Annotated in this window: 25 protein-coding genes; 6 read left to right on the top strand and 19 right to left on the bottom strand. The window is 34.6% G+C overall.

Annotation, left to right across the window (positions count from 1 at the left end; translation table 11 throughout):
• Positions 1-6 precede the first annotated feature (6 nt).
• From YWA_RS0113620 to YWA_RS0113705, 17 genes are all read right to left on the bottom strand, one after another.
• The gene (locus YWA_RS0113620) at positions 7-825 is read right to left on the bottom strand and encodes a polysaccharide pyruvyl transferase family protein (RefSeq protein WP_022829072.1); all 819 of its coding nucleotides are present in this window, start codon (positions 823-825) and stop codon (positions 7-9) included.
• Between the two features lies 1 nt (position 826).
• A complete protein-coding gene (locus YWA_RS0113625) occupies positions 827-1,702 on the bottom strand; it encodes an N-acetylneuraminate synthase family protein (protein WP_022829073.1) in 876 nt (291 codons plus the stop codon).
• A gap of 87 nt (positions 1,703-1,789) precedes the next feature.
• Positions 1,790-2,947 carry an acylneuraminate cytidylyltransferase gene (locus YWA_RS0113630; RefSeq protein ID WP_022829074.1) on the bottom strand — a complete coding sequence of 386 codons (1,158 nt, stop codon included), beginning with the start codon at positions 2,945-2,947 and terminating at the stop codon, positions 1,790-1,792.
• Positions 2,948-2,984: 37 nt separating this feature from the next.
• Positions 2,985-4,166 (bottom strand): hypothetical protein, encoded by a 1,182-nt coding sequence (locus YWA_RS0113635; RefSeq protein WP_022829075.1) that lies wholly within the window; start codon positions 4,164-4,166, stop codon positions 2,985-2,987.
• Positions 4,163-5,293, bottom strand: coding sequence for a glycosyltransferase (locus YWA_RS0113640; RefSeq protein ID WP_022829076.1), 1,131 nt, complete (start codon positions 5,291-5,293; stop codon positions 4,163-4,165). The genes YWA_RS0113635 and YWA_RS0113640 overlap by 4 nt, the downstream gene beginning before the upstream one ends.
• Positions 5,290-6,363, bottom strand: a complete 1,074-nt coding sequence (locus YWA_RS0113645) for a glycosyltransferase family 2 protein (RefSeq protein WP_022829077.1) — start codon at positions 6,361-6,363, stop codon at positions 5,290-5,292. Before YWA_RS0113645 ends, YWA_RS0113640 begins: the two co-directional genes overlap by 4 nt.
• Before the next feature lie 2 nt (positions 6,364-6,365).
• Complete coding sequence (locus YWA_RS0113650) at positions 6,366-7,295, bottom strand: glycosyltransferase (RefSeq protein ID WP_022829078.1); 930 nt, start codon at positions 7,293-7,295, stop codon at positions 6,366-6,368.
• 26 nt (positions 7,296-7,321) lie between these two features.
• The gene (locus YWA_RS0113655) at positions 7,322-8,152 is read right to left on the bottom strand and encodes a glycosyltransferase family 2 protein (RefSeq protein WP_022829079.1); all 831 of its coding nucleotides are present in this window, start codon (positions 8,150-8,152) and stop codon (positions 7,322-7,324) included.
• Between the two features lie 94 nt (positions 8,153-8,246).
• Complete coding sequence (locus YWA_RS0113660) at positions 8,247-9,407, bottom strand: glycosyltransferase family protein (protein WP_022829080.1); 1,161 nt, start codon at positions 9,405-9,407, stop codon at positions 8,247-8,249.
• Positions 9,400-10,527, bottom strand: a complete 1,128-nt coding sequence (rffA, locus tag YWA_RS0113665) for a dTDP-4-amino-4,6-dideoxygalactose transaminase (protein WP_022829081.1) — start codon at positions 10,525-10,527, stop codon at positions 9,400-9,402. The genes YWA_RS0113660 and rffA overlap by 8 nt, the downstream gene beginning before the upstream one ends.
• Positions 10,524-11,423, bottom strand: a complete 900-nt coding sequence (locus YWA_RS0113670; protein ID WP_022829082.1) for a glycoside hydrolase family protein — start codon at positions 11,421-11,423, stop codon at positions 10,524-10,526. Before YWA_RS0113670 ends, rffA begins: the two co-directional genes overlap by 4 nt.
• Before the next feature lie 4 nt (positions 11,424-11,427).
• Positions 11,428-12,093, bottom strand: coding sequence for an acetyltransferase (locus YWA_RS0113675; protein ID WP_022829083.1), 666 nt, complete (start codon positions 12,091-12,093; stop codon positions 11,428-11,430).
• Positions 12,090-12,701 (bottom strand): class I SAM-dependent methyltransferase, encoded by a 612-nt coding sequence (locus tag YWA_RS0113680; RefSeq protein WP_022829084.1) that lies wholly within the window; start codon positions 12,699-12,701, stop codon positions 12,090-12,092. Before YWA_RS0113680 ends, YWA_RS0113675 begins: the two co-directional genes overlap by 4 nt.
• Positions 12,702-13,391, bottom strand: coding sequence for a WbqC family protein (locus tag YWA_RS0113685; RefSeq protein ID WP_022829085.1), 690 nt, complete (start codon positions 13,389-13,391; stop codon positions 12,702-12,704). It lies immediately after the preceding gene.
• A gap of 2 nt (positions 13,392-13,393) precedes the next feature.
• The gene (locus YWA_RS0113690; RefSeq protein ID WP_022829086.1) at positions 13,394-14,665 is read right to left on the bottom strand and encodes an ABC transporter ATP-binding protein; all 1,272 of its coding nucleotides are present in this window, start codon (positions 14,663-14,665) and stop codon (positions 13,394-13,396) included.
• 161 nt (positions 14,666-14,826) lie between these two features.
• On the bottom strand, positions 14,827-15,738 hold the full coding sequence (locus tag YWA_RS0113695) for an ABC transporter permease (RefSeq protein WP_245557721.1): 912 nt from the start codon (positions 15,736-15,738) through the stop codon (positions 14,827-14,829).
• A gap of 354 nt (positions 15,739-16,092) precedes the next feature.
• Positions 16,093-16,842: a hypothetical protein gene (locus YWA_RS0113705; RefSeq protein ID WP_022829089.1), complete on the bottom strand. Its 750-nt coding sequence runs from the start codon at positions 16,840-16,842 to the stop codon at positions 16,093-16,095.
• A 577-nt stretch (positions 16,843-17,419) separates the two neighbouring features.
• Here YWA_RS0113705 and YWA_RS15715 point away from each other — a divergent pair.
• Entirely contained in the window at positions 17,420-17,581 is a 162-nt protein-coding gene (locus YWA_RS15715) for a hypothetical protein (RefSeq protein WP_157505365.1), read from the top strand.
• A 99-nt stretch (positions 17,582-17,680) separates the two neighbouring features.
• Positions 17,681-17,923: a hypothetical protein gene (locus tag YWA_RS0113710; RefSeq protein ID WP_157505367.1), complete on the top strand. Its 243-nt coding sequence runs from the start codon at positions 17,681-17,683 to the stop codon at positions 17,921-17,923.
• 4 nt (positions 17,924-17,927) lie between these two features.
• Here the strand turns inward: YWA_RS0113710 and YWA_RS15720 are convergent, their stop codons facing one another.
• Together YWA_RS15720 and recQ are read right to left on the bottom strand one after the other, a co-directional pair.
• Positions 17,928-18,077 carry a hypothetical protein gene (locus YWA_RS15720; RefSeq protein WP_157505369.1) on the bottom strand — a complete coding sequence of 50 codons (150 nt, stop codon included), beginning with the start codon at positions 18,075-18,077 and terminating at the stop codon, positions 17,928-17,930.
• Positions 18,078-19,028: 951 nt separating this feature from the next.
• Entirely contained in the window at positions 19,029-21,224 is a 2,196-nt protein-coding gene (gene recQ, locus YWA_RS0113720) for a DNA helicase RecQ (protein WP_022829092.1), read from the bottom strand.
• 86 nt (positions 21,225-21,310) lie between these two features.
• On the opposite strand from recQ, the gene YWA_RS0113725 reads away from it, so the two are divergent.
• From YWA_RS0113725 to lptB, 4 genes are all read left to right on the top strand, one after another.
• On the top strand, positions 21,311-22,276 hold the full coding sequence (locus YWA_RS0113725) for a KpsF/GutQ family sugar-phosphate isomerase (RefSeq protein ID WP_022829093.1): 966 nt from the start codon (positions 21,311-21,313) through the stop codon (positions 22,274-22,276).
• The gene (gene tatC / locus YWA_RS0113730) at positions 22,276-23,091 is read left to right on the top strand and encodes a twin-arginine translocase subunit TatC (protein ID WP_022829094.1); all 816 of its coding nucleotides are present in this window, start codon (positions 22,276-22,278) and stop codon (positions 23,089-23,091) included. Before YWA_RS0113725 ends, tatC begins: the two co-directional genes overlap by 1 nt.
• Positions 23,092-23,093: 2 nt before the next feature.
• Complete coding sequence (locus YWA_RS0113735; protein ID WP_022829095.1) at positions 23,094-23,444, top strand: carboxymuconolactone decarboxylase family protein; 351 nt, start codon at positions 23,094-23,096, stop codon at positions 23,442-23,444.
• 346 nt (positions 23,445-23,790) lie between these two features.
• The gene (gene lptB, locus YWA_RS0113740; protein WP_022829096.1) at positions 23,791-24,531 is read left to right on the top strand and encodes an LPS export ABC transporter ATP-binding protein; all 741 of its coding nucleotides are present in this window, start codon (positions 23,791-23,793) and stop codon (positions 24,529-24,531) included.
• Positions 24,532-24,742: the final 211 nt, after the last annotated feature.

Genomic DNA, 24,742 nt, shown 5'->3' on the forward strand with positions numbered 1-24,742 from the left:
CTTGCTTCATAATTTAAATGGACACGCACGCATTAAACCTTCACACAGTTCCATCAATCGTTCTTGTTTAGGCAAGTTAGGGTATTTTTTGAATAAGTTTTCCATTTGCTCTTCTGTAAAACGAGTCAATTTTACTTCTGGTCTGTAAAATTGAAGTCCCACAGATTCCATATAATCTTGGTATTTAATATCATCTCCAAAAACTTTATCGGAAAATTTCTGCCAGACTGCTGGAATTCCGTACGCATGTGCAATAATGATGCCGTGCAACGAAGAAGAAATTATAGATTTGCATTGCAAAAATTCGATTGTTTTTGCTTCAATATCATTTGTCATCAGGTCTATTAAATGGACATCTGGTTGATCTTTAAACCAATCGGCAACTATTGAATAGTCATTATAATGCGGTACAATGCCATACTTGAATTTTTTATCAACTCGTGGTTTAAAAAATTGTGGCATTAATAGTGCAGGATCCCCGTAAACCTCAGGAACTTGATAACCAGATTTCATCAGATAAGCCCTAGTCTGTGGTCCTCGAACCGCAGCAAATTTGGCTTTTTTAATTTTAATCTCTTGATTAATGATACCGCTTCCCCAAACAATACATTTGTCGTTTACATGATGGATAATACTTCCTATTGTCACATAGATAGGTTGAGACCAATCTAAGAAAGAAAACTTTTTTGGCCATGCAAAAACAATTTTTCTACCAGATATTTTCTGCACTAAATACCTTCCCAACGCATCCCCATAATTTTCTTTCGTTTTGCCTTGAATTATTTTTTCATTCCACCAAAATAGACGGATCCGATCCTGAAACATATTATACTTTTTTATTTTTCAACTTGTCGCGCTGCACTTGCTCAATGGGTAAAATATCTTGATTTTTAAATTGTAAAGCTTGATAAACCGCTTTTAAATCGCGAGAAAGCTTACGCAATCCTTCTGGTTCTAGCGAAGCCGCATGATCGGTGCCTTTCCAAGTACGGTCTAATGTATAGTGTCGCTCCACTATATTTGCACCCAAAGTATAAGCAGCTACATCCACAGCAATTCCCAAGTGATGTCCTGAAAAACCAATGTGTTTTACTTTATTTCCATATTTTTGTATCAATAAGTTAATATCCAGTAAACACACATCTGTAAAAGGAACGGGATAACCCGAAGTACAGTTGTACAATACTAAATCCTTATTCCTTCCTTTGGATTCAAAAAAAGCAACTAATTCATCGATTTCATCTTTAGTGGTCATTCCCGTCGAAATATGGATTTCTCCTGGATAGTTGGTACACAACCATGATAACATTTCAAAATTATTGTTACAAGCCGATGGGATTTTAATAAATTCGGGGTTCAATGACGCCATTTCTTGAGCTGAAGTAGTATCCCAAACCGACGTGGAATACACAATACCCAGTTCTTCACAATACGCCTTTAATTCAGCATGCTGATCTACGTTAAATTCTAGATACTCGCGATGAGCACCGTAAGTATCACCGTAAGAATTTGAAGGATTTGGATGAGGAGCATTGTATTGTTCTTCAGTCAGTAGCTCAACATTATTCCTCTTCTGAAATTTAACTGCATCCGCATTACAAAATATTTTTGCAATCTTAATGAGTTCCTTTGCCAGGCTTATCTCTCCTTTGTGATTGCAACCGATTTCGGCAATAACATAAGGTTTTTTATAGTGTGTCATGATTTTATTTATTAACGCAAAGTAAACAAAAAATTATTGAAACTGCAGGTTCTGTCTAGTGCCGGTAGATAAGTTAAATTAAAAGTATTAAAATCGATTATTGTATTTCATAATCCATTCGGAGATTTCTCGTATTGCCCCGCTACCAGAGCTACTTGTCAATACAAAGTCAACATGCTGTTTTACGATTTGAGTTGCATTTGCAGGCGCAAAAGACCATCCTACGGTACACAAGCAAGCTAAATCGTTTACGTCGTCTCCTACGTAAGCTAAATTTGACCAGCTCGTTTGCTGTTGCTGTATAAAATGCTGCATAAAAGAATATTTATCCTTCACTCCTAAAAACACATGTTGAATCTGTAATTTCTCCATTCGTTTCTGTACAAGTCTAGATTTTTCAGAGGTAATAACAACGACTTCTACCTCATTTTGACGTAGAATTTCTAATCCCATACCGTCTCTCATATCGAATTTTTTAGTAAGCTCTCCATTAGAATCATAATGAACACCTCCATCTGTAAAAACACCATCAACATCCAGCACTAAATAGTCAAGGCGAGTTTGCTTTTTTATATTTTTTTGTCGGGTAGCCAAAAGTTGCTCTACGATGCTCCAGTCGCTCATACTATCTATTTCCATTAACGTTTCCTCAGGCATTTCAATCAACCCTATTGTATTGCTTACACGATTTTTAGAATTCAGAAAGGCCTCTTTTGTTGATGCATAAATAGCACCATTTTCAATGAGTAGTCCTTTAAAATCCTGCCTTCTAGGGCGGTTAAATACATCGTAATTTTGGGCTGTACCGTCTTGATTCCAAATAAAGCGGTGGGTTTTAACTACACTTAAAACAGATGTTTTATTTTCGTCTGTAATTTTTTGCAAAGCATTATTGATGTCTTCAGACCTCGTAAGCGGTGAAGTAGCTTGTAATAAACAGAAAACATCGAACTCATAATTGATTAGTTCCGCACATTCTAACATTGCACTTTCTGTCGAAGCACTATCATCTGCATTCGCATCACTTCTTAATAGTCCTTTTACTTTTGATGTCCATGTGTACTCTTTCTGAATATACTCTAAAATTTCAACATCATCTGTAAAAACAATAACCTCCTCTAAATCAGAAAAAACAGCAGCGGACAAAACCCATGAAAACAGAGGTCGTCCGAGCATTTTTTTCTTGTTTTTTTTAGGAATTCCTTTTGAACCTTTGCGCAAGGGTATGATGGCTGTTTTTTTCATAATTTAGTATTGTAGTTTAAAATTCCGTTACTAATCATTATTTGCTTAGATATTTTTTTAATTTAGCTTTTAAACTATTTTTCCAGCGAATATAATTGTATATATAACGCTCTAGTTGATGACTAGCAGTTATTCTAAAATCATTTTCAATTAAAAATGACAAAACATTTTTATCTACTAAACTATTGTTTTTGTTTGCAAGTAACTTTCCGATGTATTTGCTTTTGTTTAATATATAAAATTCATTATTAAAAACTTTATTAAAATCTTCCAACCTTCCTAGAACATCTAATGTAACCTGCGTTCTCATACACTTTTCGCATTTAGAACAATTAATTTTTCCCTTCGCGTTGGTAGGATCGACACAAACGTCTAAATAATCAAACGCATACCGATAATTAGAAACCAGACTTGTTCTTTCTTCCCGAGTTTTATCCGATAAACTAGAATAAAACTTAGTAGATTCCGTACTAATCATTTGGAGCGTTAATAAATCATATTTATCTGAAATGAGATTGTTAATTTCAAATGTATCAAAACGAAAAGCTGACGCGTAATAATAGGTTTTAATAGATTTCTGAAGGTTTAAAATACACGACATATTTCTTAAAGTGTGCGTTGATACAAATTTCATTTTCAACAAATCACTAAGGTTGGTATCTACTTTAACTAAAGGCAATTTTATTTCTTTTGCAAAACGAGATATTCTTTGCGAGCGCATTTTGAATACATTTCTCCCATATTTTCCTCCATAATCGCTGTGCGAACCGGCATTGAGATAGGTCAAATAAGCAATTTTCAAGTCTGTCTTAATATAAGCATGTTCAATAAGAGTAGCGAAAGAATCAATACCACATGAAATACCTGTAGCCGCTTGAGCAGAATGTTTAGAAACAATCTGCTCATTTTCGTGTTCAGCGTAAATTTTTATTGTTACAAATTCTTTAAATGCAAGACATAATGCAGGTATTAAATAATGGTTTAGCTGATATTTCAAACGTGCGGAAATCGTACCTACCACATAAATATCTTCTCCCAATTTTAAAGCTAATAACAATAGACCTACTACAAACGCATCTGACTGTTCGAAGACAATATCGTCTTTTAATTGCATGTCAAACTCATACCATAATATATCCGAATAATGATTAGTCTCAAATTTAGACCTTAAAATAACTTTATCACCCACAATCTCTAATTCTGGTGGAAATATTTTCATGCGAATATTTTTATCTCATTATATGCTTTTAAAACTTTATTTTTTAAAAAATCAAATGATAGTAAAGGACTTAAAATTTCTTTATTATATTTTAATCCTTCACAATAGTTTTCTTTTTTTAAAGCTTTTAAAATTTGTAATTGCATGTTTCGTTTGTCCAGCAAAAGTCCATTAAACCCATCTGTAATAATTTCAGAAGTAGCTCCTCCAGGATTTGATTGTAAAGGTAAGCAACCACAACAAATTGCTTCTAGCAAAGTGTTAGGCATTCCATCCGATTGGCTATAACCAATGTAGATCTTGGCTTTTCCCATTAGTTCCAGAACATTTTTATGTGGCAATCTTTGTTTAATTAAAAGATTAAGACCTGTATATTTTTTTTCATTATTTACATGCTTTATGACTTCATCGTTTGCACCAAAGACAACAATTTCATAACCTGCTAATTGTTTTTTCATTAAAGCTAATATTTCCAATACACTTATACAGTCGCCATGTACATCTTGATAACCTTTTACTACTATTAATTTTCTTTGATTATGTGGAGTAGATAAGGTTTGAATTAGTTTTAAATTAAAACCACCACCACCAGGAAAAATACCAAGCAATTTTCCTCTGAATCCAAATTCTTTTGCTATTTCATAATCTCTTTTACAATCTGTAAAAATATAATCGATAAATGGAAGCGTATCGCTTATGACCCGTTTTCCGAGTAGTGTATTTTTTCGTGCATATAAATCGCTACCCCAAGAAGAATAAATCCATTTTACACTAGTACTTCTTTTCATTACTTCTGCTATTGGCGAACAAGCTAAGTGTAAGGCAAAACTATGCACTACATCTGGTTGAACTTCTAATAAATATTCTTCAAACTTCTTTGCTGTATCGTACTCATTATGCTTTTGTAAAAATTTATACAATCTAGGAAATCGCTTTTTTATAAAAGTTCTTCCTGCATAATTCCGCTTCAGTTTCCAATTTACTTTTTGTTGCACCCAATTTATTCTCTCCACAGTTTGACTCATGCCGCTGATATCAAACCAGTACACTTCATGACCCGAATCCTGCAGTTGTTCGGTCCATCGGAAAAAATGAAGACTTGGTATTGATACCATTAAAATTTTCATGCTGTGAAATTTATAATAACACTTATTTGATTTGTATGTCTATCAAACGAGTAATCATAAGGACAGTTTCGGAAATTAGTAATGATTTCCTCTAAAATCAAATTATTTACAACTTCCATACTGTAGAACGTATCGTGCTTTTTTCTGACAAAACGTTTTAATGTGTTTTTAAAAACTTCCTTTTTATGCTCTTCTTTAATTTTTATTTTAACGACCTGGTTTTTAAAATTCTTAAATTGAGCCAACAATGCTTTTATTGTTACAACAGAATTTGTATATTGCACGGTTGCAACTGGATTTTTTAATTCTTCATAAGCTTTTATCGCTGTAGGCATTCCCCATTCCATACTTTGATTCACTAACGTTATTTTTGCTTTTCGAGTTTGAACCATGTAGGCATGATTAATTCTTTCTAACGACGAATGATAAGGTTGTTTACTTAAATTACTTCGATACGTTTTAGGATGCCATTGGTGTTTTACAAGAACTTCAGTATCATAAAACTCACATGTATAGCCTGCATTTTGCATCCGAATGTGCACATCCGTATCTTCAGCTCCCCATCCTTGATAAAATTCATCAAATCCATTAATTGCTTTTAAAGCCGCAGTAGGATAAAGAGTCATTCCAGTCGCCTCTTTATCAGATGTAAAAGCTATATCGTAAGCGCCAAAAGTTGTTTCTTTAAGACTTTCCTGTTTATTAATAAATCCAACCTTAAAATATATTACTTTTTCAAAGTCCGAACTAGAAATTATTTTTTTCATGAAATTTGGATGAAAAATCATATCAATATCACCCACAAAAAAAAAGGAATAACTCGCTTTTTTTAAAGCTATATTAATAGCTCTACATTTACTCCAAAGTTGTCCATAAGTTGGGCAAGTAATAAATTGTATTTGTGAATAATTTTGTATCAGACTTCGCAACTCTTCTAAATGACTCTCATTGGAACCATAATCCACTAAAAACCATTCAAAATCAGTATTACTTTGATCCGCTAATGAATCTAAACAATTTTTAATAATACGAATGTCACGATTTCGATTGGTTAATACTAGAGTTATCATTATTATCGTAGTAGAATTGATTTTATTGATTTCTTTAAAGAATAGAAGTATATTTTTATAATTTTTCTTTTATTATGACTTTGGCTTAAATTTTGGAATAATAATTTTATTGACGATATATACTTTCTCTCTCGATTGTAACTTGTCATTAAGTTTCCGTTAAGCCGTTCAATACTAATTTTAATAATATCTTTTTTATGAGCAAAATTTAAATCTGAAAAAATAAAATCTAAAATTAGCAAGTTAGCTTTAATAATATTCGAGTTTTTAATACGCATTTTTGAGGATACTCCGATATCCATTCTGTATACTGCTGTAATATCCCCTAGTAAATGAATTTTACCTCCATTTCTGATTGTCCATAAGTAGGTAGGCCAATCACCATATGGAAAATTTAGAATCCAAGAGGGCAGCGGCTCTTCAATTGTAATGTTTTTAAATACAGCTGTTACTGAAGGTAACAAATTGGCAAATATCAAATCGTCGAATTCATAAGTCTCTTGTCGACCTCTATTAATTGAAGCAATCATTTCCCCATTTGCGTATAACTTTTTCAGATTACTACCAACAATTGCATAGTCAGGATTTAATTCTAAAAAATCAACTTGTTTCTGCAATTTCAGCACGTCTGTCCAATAGTCATCTCCATCACATATAGCAATAAACTTTCCATCACATTCCTTTATTGTACGCATATAGTTGGCTATTAAACCAATATTAAGATCTAACTTGGGTAATAATTTTATTTTACTAGGATATGCTAAAGCAAAATTTTCACAGATTTTATATGTATCATCTGTGCTACAATCTTCTCCAATAACTAACTGATAAGCAAAGTTTGACTTTTGCATTAACACTCCATTAATCGCTTGTGCAATAAAACACTCCTGATTATAAGTAAGCATAAAAACACTTACGGTAAATTGCACCATTATTATAAATATTATAGTTGAAATTATTATTTGTTTTTAAATAATTTAAAACCAAAAAAAGTATGAAAGAATAAATTACATATTACTTTTCGGTTTTTAACTATCGGAAAATTTTCTCTAGAAATTTTCTCATAGGAATTATGAATGGAGATAAAAGATCCATAATACTTTACATAAAAATCAGCATGCTTAATACTCATGTATTCCAATAAATATTTCTTTTCTTCAACTCCTAAATTTTTAAGCATCGATTTTTCTTTAATTCTATAGTAGAATCCGACAGTATCTATTCGCATCACGGTTCCTCCATTTTTTAAAATTGCTATCCAAAACTCCCAGTCTTCAAGACTATAAATCATATTAACGTCATATCCCTTAACTCTTTCCCATTCTGTTTTTCTATATAATGCCGAACAGAAAATCATATTAAAAAGACCTAAATTTTTCAGATTGAATGAAGGTAAATTCCAAGAACCGGACTCGTATCCAAATTTTTCGGCATTGCAATAGACAACTTTTAACAAAGTGTCCTTCTGAAATTCTATTATAGCTAATTCTAGATAGTCAGTACCAATTTTGTCATCGGCATCTAAAGGCAGTATGTACTCACCTTTAGCAACCATAATCCCAGCATTTCGGGCTGAACTCAAACCTCCATTTTCTTTATAAATATATCTAAAACGACAGTCCTTTTTAAGCCATTCTTGAGCTATTATTTCTGTACAGTCTGGACTTCCATCATTAATTATGATACATTCCCAATTTGCGTACGATTGGTCTAAAACAGACTGTAAAGCTTCATCCAAGAACTGTGCTTGATTATAACAGGGAACAATAATGGAAATTTTATTTGTCATTTTACTTTATCGAAAATTAAAAATTTATTAAAAAAAATTAAACAAAAAATATGATCAAAATATCGATTTTATTTTACTGTACTAATTGGAAAACTTATTCTACGTTTGAAATTAACAAATATTTGTTTTCCAAATCTCTAATATGTTTAGTTATATCTCTAGTCATTAAAATATCTTGAAACTGAATTTCGGAAAGTGAATTAGCATCTTTTTCATTTGTTAATATTTCAACGCTTTTATTTACAAATTTTGTTAAACTTTTATAATGGGGGTATGTTTCATTAAAAAAATCATTTGGCTTGTCAAAAAAATCCCAACATATTAATGGTGTTCCTGTAGAACAAATATCAAATCCTGCATATCCTGCGGGTCTATCATTATTATAGCCTTGAAACCAAGCTAAATTAATATGTTCAATTATGGCTGTTTTAAAAATACTTTCTTGATGACCTCTAAAAAAAACCTTATCCTGCAAACCTATTCTCTTAAGTGAATTTATCATACCCTGTTTCTCGGGATCGCCATTACCATATACATGTAACTCACAATTAGGCAATATCTCTAACAATAACTGAAATGAATAAAAGAAAGGATCTAATGGTTTATAGAAATTAAGTCTAGTGAAAATTCCAATTTTATAAATTTTAGTTTCTTTATAGAACCAGTGTCTATTCCTTTGAGAAACATGCATTACTAGCGGAAAAAAAAAGTGTTTTATTTTTTTAAATTGACCGAACTCATGTTCTATCTCTCCTTCTTTAAATCCAGACATAAAATTATAAGGATATTCAAAATCGTATTTTGAATATATATTTGCGTCTTGAAATTTTGCAGTCATAGTACAAATCAAACTTTTCTTCCTGATTCTTATTGGTAGAGAATGTACAAATGTATATTCACCCATCCAGTGAATAACATCAAACATGTCAAAAAATAACGAAAAGGCAAGGTTATATTTAGGTTTTATCTTTTTAAATTTATTTCTAGTAATTTTATTAAAAACTCTTATTAGAAATGATGAAGACTGGTTTACTAAAAATTCATCAATATACTTTATTTTAGTTCCATTTTCTTTGTGTAAAGATTCATAGTAACGCACATTCCAATCCTTATTCAATTCAGATATTTTTTCAAGACATAAAATTTCCACTTGAAATTTATTTCTATCGATAGCATTATCTACTTCATAACAAAATCTTTCAGCTCCAGCTTGATAGAAATCCTCAACAACAAATAATATTTTAATTTTATTCATTTTCTAATATATGTATAATTGAACTTACATTATCATTTGCCAATTCAAAAAACATAGGCAAACGCAACAAAGTATCTGAAAACAAATCGGCATTGGGTAAAGTTTTACCATGATATTTAGCACTGTAGAAAGGACTTTTGTGCAAACTTAAATAATGAAAAACAGCATTTACGCCATTTTTTTTCAAAAGTTCAATAGCATGGGTGCGGTCTTTTAATGATTTAAAGTTTATATAGAACATGTGAGCGTTATTGGATGCATATTTAGGAATATTTGGGCAAGTGAAACTAAACCTACTATCCGTTAATCCATTGTAATACATATTCCAAATCTCTTTTCTTCGTTTTTGAATAATATCCAAACATTCTAACTGTGCCCATAAAAATGCAGCTATAATTTCAGAGGGCAAAAAAGAAGAGCCTATATCAACCCAACCGTATTTATCAATTTCTCCTCTAAAAAAAGCAGCACGGTTAGTACCTTTTTCCCAAATAATTTCAGCGCGGTCTGCAAATTGCATATCGTTAATAGTCAACATGCCACCTTCGCCTGAAATAATATTTTTAGTTTCATGAAATGAAAAAGTCGCTAAATGCCCTATGGAACCTAATGCTTTTTTTATACCATCTTTACCTGTATAAAAACTATCGATGGCTTGTGCGGCATCTTCCACCACAAACAAATTGTATTTTGTCGCCAACTCCATAATTAAATCCATATCGCATGCTACTCCCGCATAATGCACTGGAACAATCGCTTTTGTTTTTGGTGTAATTAAAGCTTCTATTTTAGAGGCATCTATATTCGGATTATCCACATAAGAATCAGCAAAAATTATTTTGGCACCGCGCAACACAAAAGCATTCGCTGTAGAAACAAAGGTATAGGAAGGCATAATCACTTCATCACCTGGCTGAATGTCAATTAGAATAGCCGCCATTTCCAAAGCATCGGTGCACGAAGTGGTTAGCAAACATTTTCCAAAGCCATAACGGTTTTCAAAAAATTGCTGACACAATTGCGTGTATTTACCATTTCCAGAAATTTTGCCAGACGCAACTGCATCGGTAATATATTTTGTTTCGTTTCCTGTTAAATAAGGCTTATTGAATCCTATCATTTTTCTAATATTGCAAGTCCAAATCCTGTTTTGCCATAATCGTTTCCATTATATAGCATATATGTTTCACCATTATGGTAAAAAATAAATGGATAACAAATCATTTCACTGTCCCAGCCTAATTCTGAAACATCAATACCCACTTCATCGTGCTTTCTTTCCCAATTAATGCCATCATTGCTAAATGAATATCCTATTCGATATTTAGTTCCGTCACCACTCCTATAAGAATACCACATATGATAGCCATTTTCATCAATTATTACAGAAGGCTTAGAGAAGGCTTGTGCTACTCCTATTTCGTAAGGAATAGCTATTCCATGCTTATTCCAGTTTTCCCCATCAGTTGACGTAGCATAATTTATAACATGAATCATTTCGTCATTTTCTGAAGTCCAATCTAAAGTAGAGCCATACCACATTTTGTAAATATTGTTGTGGTTAACAACATAAGGATAGGATAAACTAATAGGATCTTCTTTGTCGAGTTTCATAAAAGCTGAAGAAGGCGTTAAAATTAAATCTTTTTTATTTAAAAGTTCTAATCTACCAATTTCCCCTTTCCAATGTTCATTTTCGCGTAATTGCCATCCCATAAAAAGAATAAAATTTTTATCCGCTTGTGTATAACAATTCCCAATACTTACTCCATGAGAATAAAAACTCTCATTTGCTCCATATTTAAAGACAATCTTTGACAAAGTGCCAACTACCTCTAAAGAAATAATATCTATATCAATAAAAGCTACAGATGATTTTCTTTCCTGATTTCGTGTACTAAAGAAAATGCGATAAATATTATCTTTAAGCTTTATTGCAACAGGATTTGAAGCATGAGAAATTATTTCATTATGCTTTGAAGAATCAAATATATTTCCAAGCTTATTCCACAACATCAAGTTACAATTTTACTTCGTTGCTTTTTTTAGTAAGCATTATTGATTTTGAAGGGACATATATTGCATCTTCTTCTGTGTTTTTTGTCACCACACTTCCTGCTCCTAAAAGTGTTCCTTTTGCGATAATAACCTGATGTCCAATAGTTGCATTTACGCCTAAAAAACAATTCTCTTCAATTGTACAATGTCCTGAAATAACAACATGAGAACTTATGAAGTTATGACTTTTAATAACTGAATGATGACCAATATGGTTACCACTCCACAAAGTGACATTATCACCTATTTTCACATAGGGTTGAATTGTATTATCTTCTAAAATAAAGGCATTTTCTCCTGGTGGAAATTGTGATAAATAACTGCACTTACTACTTATATAAGAAGCAATTTTATAGTTCATTTTTTTTGCTGCGAAATACTTTGTTTCTCTTAAGTTATTCATTTGTGCATAACTTAATGCAATAAACATTTCGTAATTTTCAGGTGAATAATGACTTAAAATTTGACCAAAAGGTAGCAGTGGCAAGTTTTCAAATGTATCTTGAGTACAAAAATCACTATCAACAGTAAAAGCTACAACTTCATAATTTGAATCAGTATCAAAATAATATTTAGCCAATTGGGCTATATCTCCAGTTCCAAAAATAATTACTTTTTTTAATTTCATTTTCGAACTAGTATAGTAAATTCATATAAATCATAATCATGCAGTAATGCAACATTTCTGGAAAAATGTTTTTTACAAAAATCAAATATATAAGAAGGATTGGCATAATAAAGATACTCTTTCATAAATTCAAAATCTGAATAACTGGTTAAAATATTAAAAGCAAAACCTTTCTTTGCTAAATTATTTATTTCTGTCAATGTATTTTGAATGTACAGCAACCAGTTTTCGGAGGTATTATCTAATTTGATATTAAAAATGCCGCTCGCAATAACATAATCTACTTTTTGATTTGGTGTTTGATTGGTAAATATTGCTTTTTCATTTGAGAATTTTTCATTTGCTGCTGCAATCATTTTATCGGACAAATCGTATCCTAAATAATCGAAATTTTTAAACTTTTCTTCAAAATAACCAAACATACTACCAAAACCACATCCATAATCTAGGATTGAAAAATGTTCTCCCGAAGTTATTATTTTAGATAACATTTCAAATCGTAATTCTTGAGATTCAATAGAATTCCAATCTACACCTTGCGGAGTTGTTCCAAAAATGGTGATTTTTGCATCGTAATACGCTTTGACTTCTTTTCCTATTTTATCCATTTAACAGTACTTTAAAAATGATTTTGCATTTGTTCCTTCATTAAAAATTAAATCTAAAATAGAAACGGCATGATCAAACGGTTCATGTAATTGATTGTATTCTGGATAGTTCGAATAATCAAAATAATTAATGTTTATATTTTGTTTCTGAAAAGCAGCTTCATCCATATATGCTTTTGCTGCAGGTCCAGAATAATAATCCGTAGCGTCTAATTTTTTACAAATATTAACCAATCGTACCGTCCGGTCTTCTTCCAAGACAAAGTCTGATGAGAAATGGAATTTGGTATTAATTTCTAGAAGTTCACAGATTGCCTTAATGAATCTGATATTAATCTCTGTTAAATATATAGATTTCGTATTTAAATATAATTCTTCAAAAAAATCTTTATATTCTTTAAAATGAGGTGCCTTCTTGTAATTCTGTTGAATAAGATTCCAATGTTCTCTATTCCAATTATTGTCTGAAACTTTTGTTTCATTTATCTTTTGAAAAAATTTACCTTTTACTTCTACCGGTATTGTAAGCCACTTGGTTCCGGAAAAAGTTTGAATCAAATTGCGGTTACGCCAATCTCTTTTGGTGTATTGCATATCATCATAAATCACAAAATCATCGGCAACAGCAATACTATCGAAATAACCTTTCCACGGAATATAATTAGACTGCGTGATGACGACTTTTCTCATAACTAATTATTATTTAAAGTCCACTCTAATTGCGGACGAATAAGACCATTGATTTTTCCTAAATAGCCTGTTTCTCTCTTCACATCTTGCACTTCAAAAGTAAGTAATTCAACGTTGGAATATAACTGGCGCATTGCAGCAGTATGGATATACATGTGAATCTGATAAAGTTCATCGTTCAAAAAGTTACCAGGTATTTGACAACGTAAGTCGGTTGCTTGATTAACAGCACAATTAAACTTACCTCCAGAACCAAATAAAACATCACCCTTAGCTGTCTTTAAATCAAAACCGATTGATAAAGTAGCATCGTCCGTTAAATTTACAATTTGGAAACGAATATTTATGGCTGAATACACATCAAGAGCAGCATCGAGATTGTTAGAAGATGCATTTTCAACAGCTGCATATAAAATTTTAACGTTAGAATTACCTATCGCATCATCTATAGATTCAAAGCTGATTTTACGATTAGAAAAAGAATTTTGAGATAAGTAGTTGTTAATCAATTTGCTTGTTTCACCAATTTCAGATATTAAACCATCTCTCAAGGTTATAGACCTGTTGCACAACGTTTCTACCGCCGCCATATTATGACTCACAAACAAAACAGTCCTCCCCTCTCCTTTACTAACATCATTCATTTTTCCCAAACACTTCTTCTGAAATTCAGCATCACCCACCGCCAACACTTCATCTACAATTAAAATTTCAGATTCCAAATGCGCTGCAACAGCAAAAGCCAAACGCACATACATCCCAGAAGAATACCTTTTTACAGGCGTATCAATATAACGTTCAACTCCTGAGAAGGCAACGATTTCATCAAACTTACGTGTAATTTCGTGCTTACGCATGCCTAAAATAGCCCCGTTCAAATAGATATTTTCTCTACCGGTCATTTCTGGATGAAAACCAGTTCCCACTTCAAGTAGCGAAGCAATACGGCCTTTTGTGTATATCTTGCCCGTCGTGGGTTGGGTTACTTGACTTAATATTTTCAATAAAGTAGATTTTCCCGCGCCATTACGTCCAATAATCCCCACAGAATCGCCTTGATTGATTTCAAAGTTGATGTCGCGCAAGCTCCACACGTAATCGCTTTCGCCTTTGGTACTGCGGTCGTTCGCTTCTCCAATTTTCAAAAAAGGGTCTTCTTTGCCGCGTGCATTATACCACCACCGCTTTAAGTCGTCGCGCACGGTTCCCGTACCCACGAGTCCTAAACGGTACTGTTTAGATATATTTTCTGCTTTTATAACTACTTTGCTCATTCTTCTTTTATTCTTTTCAAAACTGTATATTTACAGAGCTAGTGCCCAAAATGTACTAAGAAATTTTTCTAATTTTTAAAATCTGCGTTCCTTTTTTGCGGTTCGCTCTTACTACATCAAGATCAATCGCTAAAATTTACAAACATGTAAACTAGAATTTTTTACACAGTATCCATAAACGTTTTCTGCACTTTATTGAATACCAATATACCAAAAAATAATACCACTACTGCAAAAATACTTGGATAAATAAATCCCCACCAATCAAAAGTTCCTACTCCCAAAAACGCATAACGCATGTAATCAAACAATCCCGCCAGCGGATTCATATTCGCAATCCATTGGTATTTTTCGGGAATGGCAGAACTTGGGTATATGACAGGAGTCGCATACATAAAAAGTTGCATTCCAAACGAAATCAGCTGATTCAAATCTTTATATTTTGTAGTCATGGCGGATAAAATCAATCCTATTCCCATAGCAATTAACGCCATCAACACAATCACTAGAGGCAATGCAAGGATCCATAAATTGGGTTGGATTTGTCCCATCGAATAAAAATAAACCGCAAAGCAAACAAATAGTAAAAACTGCACCAGAAACTTCATCAAATTGGAAATCACAATCGTCAACGGCATAATCAACCTGGGGAAATAGACTTTCCCAAAGATTCCAGCATTGGCATTAAATACGCCTGAAACGGAGGTTAAACAGCTAGAAAAATAACCCCATAAGGTAATTCCAGCCATATAGAAAACGACTTTTGGTGCGCCATCGGTGGACAATTGGGCCACGTTACCAAAGATTACGGTAAAGGTAATGGTCGTTAAAATGGGCTGTATAAAAAACCACAGCGGTCCTAATATGGTTTGCTTATAAACCGTCACAAAATCCCGGCGTACAAAAAGAACTAGCAAATCTCTATAGTGCCACAATTCCTTGAAATTAATCGCAAAAAGGGAATGCTTCGATTCGATTACAGCATCCCAATTCTGATCGTTACTTGTCGTATTTTGTTGAAGACTTTGTTCATTTGAAATCATACTAATGGTAAACTTTTTCTTTCCGTTCAAAAATACATTATTTTAAACAAACAATTACATTATTAATGATGGGATTGAATTGGAGGATTGAGGATAGTAGTAGACGTTCAATTTTGAGTGATCAGTTGGAATTGTGGTTTTTGAATGAGGATGGAAAGACTGAGAGATTGAAGAATGGAAAGACTAAAATTTTATCGAAATGAATCCAATATACTTAAGGAAGGAATTGGGAAGAGACTCCTTAATAGTGACAAACTTAGAGGTACTATGGTCTTAAAAATAATTCAAAACATCACATGAACCCAAAAATAAATCCCGATCATCATACAACAATCGGGATTCAAATGTAAATCAAACTAAAATTTACAATACAAAAATGGACCATTACACGCCAAGATCAAGAATCGTGAGTGCGGCTAAATCCATAGAATCAATCTCACGGAACCCATTCGTTTCATCGATAAAAAGAAGCTGAACCAGGTAGAACAGATTAACTGTGGTCGTTGGTAATCCATCGGACTGTAAAACTAAATCTGCCGTCAGATCCGTAATCGGCAAGTACACTTCCGGACTTCGTTTGGTAGAAACGCTGTTTTCATCTAAATCAAGTCCAATAAAAATCGCTTTCAATAAAAAATGCGTAGCCGTAGCAGGAGCAAACAAATCTCTCGTTGGATTAAAATCGTCAATCCGTGCTTCCCCGGTAGCTAAATCCACAACAAATTCACGATCGAGTAATTCAGAAACCGTGGTTTTACCATAGAAATCAAAATTCTTAAGTAAATTCCGAGCCCGAACGTTGTCCAAACCCGTAACTACGGTTCGCTTGCCCATGCGGTGAATCGTGTTCAAGTTCTTAATTTCGTTAAACAATTTATTGATCCGTTGAACACCACGAAAAGGCTTGATCTGTTTCAACTCGCCTTTTGCACCACTACGCAGCAACGCGCCAAAACGCGAATAAGAACCGAGTTCACTTTGCATCATCCGCAATTTTCGGTACTTTGGATTGGCATCCATTTTTGCCTTATTCAACGACGAACGAGAACGACTTAACTTCCCATTTACACCCTCTGAGTACGTAACTCCATCTATGGAGCCGCTTAATCGTACAATACTTTGATTTTTTGCCATTTTGCAAATATTTAAAATTATTGGAACGAAGATAATCGTACCGTACATTCAAAAAACAAACCGTGGTATTTCTGTCAGTATTTGCCATCTATTGTCAGTTATTGTCAGTTATTGTCACTAAATAATACAGTCAAAATGTACAAAATCACGAAATAAATGAAGTCTCAATGAAAAAAATACGCAGTATTGAACAATAAATTAATTATTGAGTGACGATTAAAAATAGAAGAAAAAATACTGTTGTCTAAAAGGATGGGCTTACACAAATAAGCATAATTCACATAATTTTAATGCTATTCGTGCAGAATAAATGATGATATTCAAAAATAGTTGGCATAATATTTTTATTTGTAAAATAATATTTTACATTTGTAAACGTTTTAAATACTTAAAGCGCAGACAACTAAGTACGGTTTCGGGAGAAACCACTCAAAATGTCAAAAGGAATGTTGTCCATTTTAAAAAAAGGACAGACCATAAAACCTGTATCTTCACAACAGGTTTTAACAGAAATAAAGAGTAGACCGAAGAGCTTGTTTTTAATCTTAAAAAGCAATAAAAAACACCTAATACTACGTTGAAGTTACGTGCAGATTACGTACAAGTTACGTCAAATGCCGATCAAATTACGTACAGGTTACGTACAGGTTACGTGGAGGTTACGTGGAGGTTACGTGGAGGTTACGACAACGACACGAACCAACAACGAATCAATAGCATACTTATAACCAACTTATAACGCTCCAACAACGAACAAATAAGTACATTCAAGCATTGCAACTGCCCAACATAGCAGTTGAACACAGCTTATTCTATAATAATTTAATACATCGAAGCCATGAAATTAATCGATCCCCTTTTTATAAATGCAAAACAAGTACAAGTATTTATGGACAACGACCTCCGATCTGCCTATCGAGAACTGCAAAGAATTCGCAGATTCTACAACAAAGAACCCACACACCGAATACTTTTTGTTGAGTTTTTTGAATACAAAGGAGTGGACAAAAGACACGTTCCCGAAATCATGAAGCAAATCAACAATCAATTGCGAAATAAAAGAATTTTGCTAGAAGATTGAAACTTTAAAGTGCAGCTGCAATTCGTACTAAAGCGACGTAGATCAGTAAGTCGGCTTTTAATTCAGTTGCCCAACCAAACTTGATTTTATATCTAGTTCGCTTTTCCATTGAATAATCGAGGAAGGAATTCCACAATGCAATTTCTAAATCCAAATTAAAAACCCCGTTCCAAATCAAAACACTTTCTAGAAATCTTATAAATGAAGCGTTTATCTTTTCTTCTAGATTTGCCGTAGTATAAATGGTGGCAACTAAAGCACCTTAAAACAATTGCAGATGGAATGGATTGAATACACAAGCATGTTATTTATCGTCGCACTCGTACTTAGGTTTTGGAACAACGGACGCGGATTGATGGAACGATAAAAAGGGAATGGAAGAAATTGGGATTTTAATTTAAAATCTAAACAATCAATGACTCACAATTTGAGGGACATAATTTACTCAATCAAGTTTCATATACACAACCTCCAATTTGTCATCCCGAGGCACGAGGGATCGCTGCGTCAGGACTACAATAGTCTATTAAATAATAACATCACAAATTACTAACGCAGAGATTCTTCCCGAAGTCTCGGGATTCGTCAGAATGACAAATAAATGTGATGATGTATTAAAGTTGTTCAATCACCTCCAATACGACAGTCTTTTCGTCGCTCTACCTTTCTTTTTGTCATCCCGAGGCACGAGGGATCACTGCGTCAGGACTAGATTCATTTATAAATCACCAAAAATAATGATGTTTGATTTTTGGTTTAGAGATTGAAGGACGAGAAATTTAAAAGATTAAAGGAATAAATCTTATTTTGCTGAGTACGGTAAGGAAAAGAGACCTTTCTAGCGTTACAAGTTTACATCGAACAGTACATATAATACAAAAGAATACATTCCTACTTCATCAGTATTACAATAAACAAAAATACCCATTCACAAACAGAAACAGGAAATCCACGTATCAAGAAAAGTAAGGCAAGCTACTACAATTATAACGTCAGTTAAAACAACAGAAAAGAAGTCGGATACCCTCTCAAAACCTACAACCTACAACCTACAACTTACAACTTACAACCCACAACCTGCAACTCAAAACATACAACAAATCGCCTAATTCGCTACTTCACTAATAAACTTAATCCGCATCAATCGCAATTCCTCGGTATCGTAGTTGCCGTCAAATTCCTTTAACGCATTTTTGATGCTGTCGGATTCCGACTCCATGTAGTAGTCGAAAATTTCTTCTTGTTGTTCGTCGTCGAGTAAGTCGTCCACCCAATATTTGATGTTGAGTTTAGTTCCCGAATAGACAATCATTTCCATCTCTTTCAACAACGCATCCATGTCCAGTCCTTTTGCAGCAGCAATATCGCTTAAAGGGAGTTTACGGTCGATGTTCTGAATAATGTATAGTTTGTTTGCCGAATTCACGCCAGTGGATTTCACCACTAAATCATCGGGACGGATGATGTCGTTTTCGTCTACATATTTCGCAATGAGTTCAGCGAAATCTTTACCGTATTTCTTGGCTTTCCCTTCTCCTACTCCGTGGATACTTCCCAGCTCGGTAATGGACATGGGGTATTTGAGTGCCATATCTTCAAGCGAAGGATCTTGGAACACCACAAATGGGGGAACGCCTAATTTCTTAGACACTTTTTTACGCAAGTCTTTTAACATGCCCATCAAAACCTCATCGGCAATGCCCGACGTTTTTGCAGCAGTTACAATGGTTTCGTCTTCTTTTTCGTTGTATTCATGGTCTTCCGACATCATAAACGAAACGGGATTGTCAATGTACTGCAATCCTTTTTCAGTCACTTTTAAAATACCGTAGGTTTCAATGTCTTTGGAAAGGTAATTTTCAACCAACACTTGGCGGATCAATGCCATCCAGTGCCGCTCTTCAAATCCTGCACCAATACCGAAAAACGCTTGACCATCGGTTCTATGGGCTTTTATAGTGGCGTTGACTTTGCCCACTAAAGTATACACAATCTCTTTTGATTTATATAAATGCTTGGTATCCCGAACGACTTTCAGCAGTTTAACTACTTCGTCCATGGCTTCCTTCTTGCTTTTTGGATTCCGAACGTTGTCGTCCATATCCGCACCTTCGCCGGTTTCTGAACTGAATTCTTCACCAAAATAATGCAACAAGAACTTACGTCGCGACATCGACGTTTCCGCGTACGCCACCACTTCTTGCAGTAAAGCAAAACCTATTTCTTGTTCTGCCACGGGTTTCCCAGACATGAATTTTTCTAATTTCTCCACATCTTTATAGGAGTAATACGCCAAACAATGGCCTTCACCTCCATCACGACCGGCACGTCCCGTTTCTTGGTAGTAACTTTCAAGCGACTTTGGAATATCGTGGTGAATAACAAAGCGAACGTCTGGCTTGTCAATTCCCATTCCAAATGCAATCGTTGCCACCACCACATCCACGTCTTCCATCAAGAACATATCTTGGTGTCGGGCACGGGTTTTGGCGTCCAATCCCGCATGGTACGGAACCGCACTGATGCCGTTGACTTGCAAAACTTGGGCAACAGCCTCCACTTTTTTACGGCTCAAGCAATAGATAATACCCGATTTTCCTTTGTGTTGTTTGATGAAACGGATGATGTCCGATTCGACGTTCTTTGTTTTTGTCCGTACTTCATAATATAAATTCGGACGGTTGAACGAAGCTTTGAAGGTATTGGCATTGGACATGTCCAAATTTTTCAAGATGTCTTCTTGCACTTTTGGCGTAGCCGTAGCGGTAAGACCGATGATGGCTACATCGCCCAATTGTTTAATTATGTGTCGTAAATTTCTATATTCCGGACGGAAATCGTGTCCCCATTCTGAAATACAGTGGGCTTCGTCAATAGCCACGAAGGATATGGTAACCGTTTGCAAAAAAGCAACGTATTCCTGTTTTGTTAATGATTCTGGGGCTACATATAATAGTTTCGTAATTCCTGAAGTAATGTCGCGTTTGACTTGTGCAATTTCGGTTTTAGTCAACGACGAATTCAAAACATGGGCCACTCCAGGATCTGTAGACAGACTCCTGATGGCATCTACCTGGTTTTTCATTAAGGCAATTAAGGGAGAAACAACAATGGCCGTTCCTTCTTTAATTAAAGCAGGCAATTGGTAGCAAAGCGATTTACCACCGCCAGTAGGCATAATTACAAACGTATTGTTGTCGTGGATAATGCTTTTTATAACCTGTTCTTGTAGACCTTTGAATTGGTTGAAACCAAAATATTTTTTTAACTCCTTATGGATATCAATTTCGTTTGAATTCATTCTTTGTTAAGGGTATTTTATATAAATTTGCACTTCATAAAGATACAACTTTCTTTAATACGAACAACTTTTATAAAACTTCTGTTTTGAATTCATCACAAACGATTACGGCACTGGCCAAGAAAACGATAACAATTGAAAGTAAAGCGATTACAAAACTGCTTGATTTCATCGATGCTGATTTTGTAAAAAGTGTTGAAATCATCTACCAATCCAAAGGGCGTTTGATCGTCACCGGAATTGGAAAAAGCGCCATCATCGCTCAAAAGATTGTCGCCACCATGAACTCCACGGGCACGCCTTCTATGTTTTTACATGCCTCGGAAGCCATTCACGGCGATTTAGGAATGGTACAACCGGACGATGTTTTGATCTGTATTTCTAAAAGCGGAAACAGTCCAGAGATTAAAGTTTTGGTCCCTATCATTCAACGTTTCGGAAATACCTTGATTGCAATGACGGGCAACCGTACTTCCTTTTTAGCGAAAGGAGCACATTACGTTTTGGACACGACCGTGGAAGAAGAAGCTTGTCCACTTAATTTAGCACCCACTTCCAGCACCACTGCTCAATTGGTCATGGGTGATGCCGTTGCGGTTTGTTTGATGGAATTGCGTGATTTCAAAAGTACTGATTTTGCCAAATACCATCCCGGTGGTGCTTTAGGCAAAAAGTTGTTGCTGCAAGTGAAAGACATGTTGGAACACTCCTTGAAACCAATGGTTGGCCCCGATACTTCTGTAAAACAAGCTATTTTTGAGATTTCAGAAAAGCGCTTGGGTGTGACGGCCGTTATTGAAAACGAAAAAGTAATTGGTATCATTACCGATGGAGATATTCGAAGAATGCTGAACGAGCAGGATTCGATTACCGGTTTAACCGCAAAAGACATTATGACTAAAAATCCGAAGACGGTGAAAGCAACCGATATGGTGGTGGATGCCTTGAATATTTTAGAAGATTTTTCGATTACCCAATTGGTTGTTTTGGATGGTGATGCATACAAAGGCATTTTGCATCTGCACGACATCTTAAAAGAGGGCATCGTATAATGGCAAAGAAAACCCAAGGCGAAATGTCGTTCCTAGACCATCTTGAAGTATTAAGGTGGGTATTGATTCGCAGTACAATTGCGATTCTCGTGGGTGCTGCAGTCGCTTACAATTACAGTGAATTTATTTTTGATACAGTTATTTTTGGCCCTAAAAATGCCGACTTCGTGACGTACCGCTTTTTCTGTGAAATGGCCACAAAATACGGATTGGACCAAAGCTTCTGTATCACCGAACTGCCGTTCACCATTCAGAACCGAACGATGGAAGGGCAATTTTCAATGTTGATTTGGACTTCAATAACCGCCGGATTCATTATTGCGTTCCCTTTTATTTTATGGGAATTGTGGAAGTTTGTGGGGCCCGCTTTGTACGAGAAAGAGAAAAAGAACATCAAGTATTTTATTTTCTTAGCTTCCCTTTTGTTTTTCGTAGGTGTGGCTTTTGGTTATTTCGTACTCGTGCCTTTATCGATTAATTTCCTATCGAACTTGACGATCAGCAGCATGGTTCAAAACCAAATTGACATCGATTCCTACATCGGATTGGTGAAATCAACTTCCTTAGCAACAGGGCTTGTTTTTGAATTGCCTATTGTCATTTATTTCCTTTCAAGAATTGGATTGGTTACGCCAAAATTCCTCCGGGATTATCGAAAATACGCTTACGTAATCATTTTGATTATTGCTGCAATTGTAACGCCACCGGATGTAATCAGCCAGATGATTGTAACATTTCCTTTAATAATATTATACGAAATAAGTATCTTTATTTCTAAAATCGTCAATAAAAACCGCGACGCTAAAACCGATTAATTATGAGTGATGTAATAAAAGAATTCAACGACTACCGTCAAAAAATGAATGAGAAATTATTGGCAGACAATAATAAAATCATCAAACGTATTTTCAACCTTGACACCAATGCGTATGCCGCTGGTGCTTTAGATGTAAAAACCAAAGAACTTTTGGGCTTAGTTGCTTCAGCTGTTTTGAGGTGCGACGATTGCGTAAAATACCACTTGGAAACAAGCCACAAAGAAGGCGTTACAAAAGAAGAAGTGATGGAAGCTTTGGGAATTGCGACGTTAGTGGGCGGAACGATTGTTGTACCGCATTTGAGAAGAGCGTATGAGTTTTGGGAAGCGTTGGAGGAAAGTGGTCAGTAATCAGTTTTTAGTGTTCAGTTGAGCGTTGGAAGAAAGTGGTCAGTAATCAGTTTTTAGTGTTCAGTTGAGCATTGGAGGAACAGGTTTAAGGTTTTGAGCATTGGAATTTGTAGGTTGTAGGTTGTAGGTTGTAGGTTGTAGGTTGTAGGTTGTAGGTTGTAGGTTAATTTGAAATTAAAAAACAAAACTTCTTTCATCTCTATTCTTTACTCTTTTTTCTATTCTCTATATTTTATTCTCTTTTCTCTCTAATCTATTCTTCGACCCACATTCCAAATTTGAAGTTAAATGAATTCCGTAAAGAAATGAAATTCGTTTCTTTGTACTAAATATAAATTCAGCATAAATGAAGTTAAGAGCCGAAAATTTAATCAAAACCTACAAAGGCAGAAGTGTCGTAAAAGGGATTTCTGTGGAGGTCAACCAAGGTGAAATTGTAGGTCTTTTGGGACCAAATGGTGCTGGAAAAACAACTTCATTTTACATGATTGTGGGATTGGTAAAGCCCAATTCTGGAAATATCTACTTGGACGATACCAATATTACGGATTATCCGATGTACAAACGTGCCCAATATGGCATTGGTTATTTGGCGCAAGAAGCGTCTGTCTTCCGAAAGTTGAGTATTGAGGACAATATTTTAAGCGTTCTGCAATTGACTAAATTGTCAAAAGTGGAACAAGTGGCTAAAATGGAATCTTTAATTGAAGAATTCAGCTTGGAACACATTCGTACGAACCGTGGCGATTTACTTTCGGGTGGGGAACGCCGTCGTACTGAAATTGCCCGTGCTTTAGCTACTGATCCAAAGTTTATCCTACTTGATGAACCTTTCGCAGGTGTCGATCCTGTTGCCGTGGAGGACATTCAACGTATCGTTGCTCAATTGAAAAACAAAAACATCGGTATCTTAATTACCGATCACAACGTTCAAGAAACACTAGCCATCACCGACAAAACGTACTTAATGTTTGAAGGAGGTATTTTGAAAGCCGGAATACCTGAAGATTTGGTTCAAGATGAAATGGTCCGACGCGTCTACTTGGGACAGAATTTTGAGTTGAGAAAGAAGAAGTTACTTTTTTAGAAGGTTTTTTTAAGAGTTGTAGGTTCTAGGTTGTAGGTTTTGAGCATTGGAGTTTGAAAGTTGTAAGTTGTAGGTTTTTAGCATTGGTACTACTAGGTGAATTTAACGATGCGCTTTTAAGTGAAATAGCTAACAAAATCTCTTTCACAAACAGCAATACACTGAAAACAAATCGCTTAAATTTTAGTGCAATGCCAATTCAAATTAAACA

The organism is Flavobacterium antarcticum DSM 19726, from assembly GCF_000419685.1.
Taxonomy (GTDB): Bacteria; Bacteroidota; Bacteroidia; order Flavobacteriales; family Flavobacteriaceae; genus Flavobacterium; species Flavobacterium antarcticum.

What these genes read in the sequence shown, in the direction of transcription:
- YWA_RS0113620 (WP_022829072.1), bottom strand. Translation starts at nt 825, where the DNA reads ATGTTTCAGGATCGGATCCGTCTATTTTGGTGGAATGAAAAAATAATT.
- YWA_RS0113625 (WP_022829073.1), bottom strand. Translation starts at nt 1,702, where the DNA reads ATGACACACTATAAAAAACCTTATGTTATTGCCGAAATCGGTTGCAAT.
- YWA_RS0113630 (WP_022829074.1), bottom strand. Translation starts at nt 2,947, where the DNA reads ATGAAAAAAACAGCCATCATACCCTTGCGCAAAGGTTCAAAAGGAATT.
- YWA_RS0113635 (WP_022829075.1), bottom strand. Translation starts at nt 4,166, where the DNA reads ATGAAAATATTTCCACCAGAATTAGAGATTGTGGGTGATAAAGTTATT.
- YWA_RS0113640 (WP_022829076.1), bottom strand. Translation starts at nt 5,293, where the DNA reads ATGAAAATTTTAATGGTATCAATACCAAGTCTTCATTTTTTCCGATGG.
- YWA_RS0113645 (WP_022829077.1), bottom strand. Translation starts at nt 6,363, where the DNA reads ATGATAACTCTAGTATTAACCAATCGAAATCGTGACATTCGTATTATT.
- YWA_RS0113650 (WP_022829078.1), bottom strand. Translation starts at nt 7,295, where the DNA reads ATGGTGCAATTTACCGTAAGTGTTTTTATGCTTACTTATAATCAGGAG.
- YWA_RS0113655 (WP_022829079.1), bottom strand. Translation starts at nt 8,152, where the DNA reads ATGACAAATAAAATTTCCATTATTGTTCCCTGTTATAATCAAGCACAG.
- YWA_RS0113660 (WP_022829080.1), bottom strand. Translation starts at nt 9,407, where the DNA reads ATGAATAAAATTAAAATATTATTTGTTGTTGAGGATTTCTATCAAGCT.
- rffA (WP_022829081.1), bottom strand. Translation starts at nt 10,527, where the DNA reads ATGATAGGATTCAATAAGCCTTATTTAACAGGAAACGAAACAAAATAT.
- YWA_RS0113670 (WP_022829082.1), bottom strand. Translation starts at nt 11,423, where the DNA reads ATGTTGTGGAATAAGCTTGGAAATATATTTGATTCTTCAAAGCATAAT.
- YWA_RS0113675 (WP_022829083.1), bottom strand. Translation starts at nt 12,093, where the DNA reads ATGAAATTAAAAAAAGTAATTATTTTTGGAACTGGAGATATAGCCCAA.
- YWA_RS0113680 (WP_022829084.1), bottom strand. Translation starts at nt 12,701, where the DNA reads ATGGATAAAATAGGAAAAGAAGTCAAAGCGTATTACGATGCAAAAATC.
- YWA_RS0113685 (WP_022829085.1), bottom strand. Translation starts at nt 13,391, where the DNA reads ATGAGAAAAGTCGTCATCACGCAGTCTAATTATATTCCGTGGAAAGGT.
- YWA_RS0113690 (WP_022829086.1), bottom strand. Translation starts at nt 14,665, where the DNA reads ATGAGCAAAGTAGTTATAAAAGCAGAAAATATATCTAAACAGTACCGT.
- YWA_RS0113705 (WP_022829089.1), bottom strand. Translation starts at nt 16,842, where the DNA reads ATGGCAAAAAATCAAAGTATTGTACGATTAAGCGGCTCCATAGATGGA.
- YWA_RS0113710 (WP_157505367.1), top strand. Translation starts at nt 17,681, where the DNA reads ATGAAATTAATCGATCCCCTTTTTATAAATGCAAAACAAGTACAAGTA.
- recQ (WP_022829092.1), bottom strand. Translation starts at nt 21,224, where the DNA reads ATGAATTCAAACGAAATTGATATCCATAAGGAGTTAAAAAAATATTTT.
- tatC (WP_022829094.1), top strand. Translation starts at nt 22,276, where the DNA reads ATGGCAAAGAAAACCCAAGGCGAAATGTCGTTCCTAGACCATCTTGAA.
- YWA_RS0113735 (WP_022829095.1), top strand. Translation starts at nt 23,094, where the DNA reads ATGAGTGATGTAATAAAAGAATTCAACGACTACCGTCAAAAAATGAAT.
- lptB (WP_022829096.1), top strand. Translation starts at nt 23,791, where the DNA reads ATGAAGTTAAGAGCCGAAAATTTAATCAAAACCTACAAAGGCAGAAGT.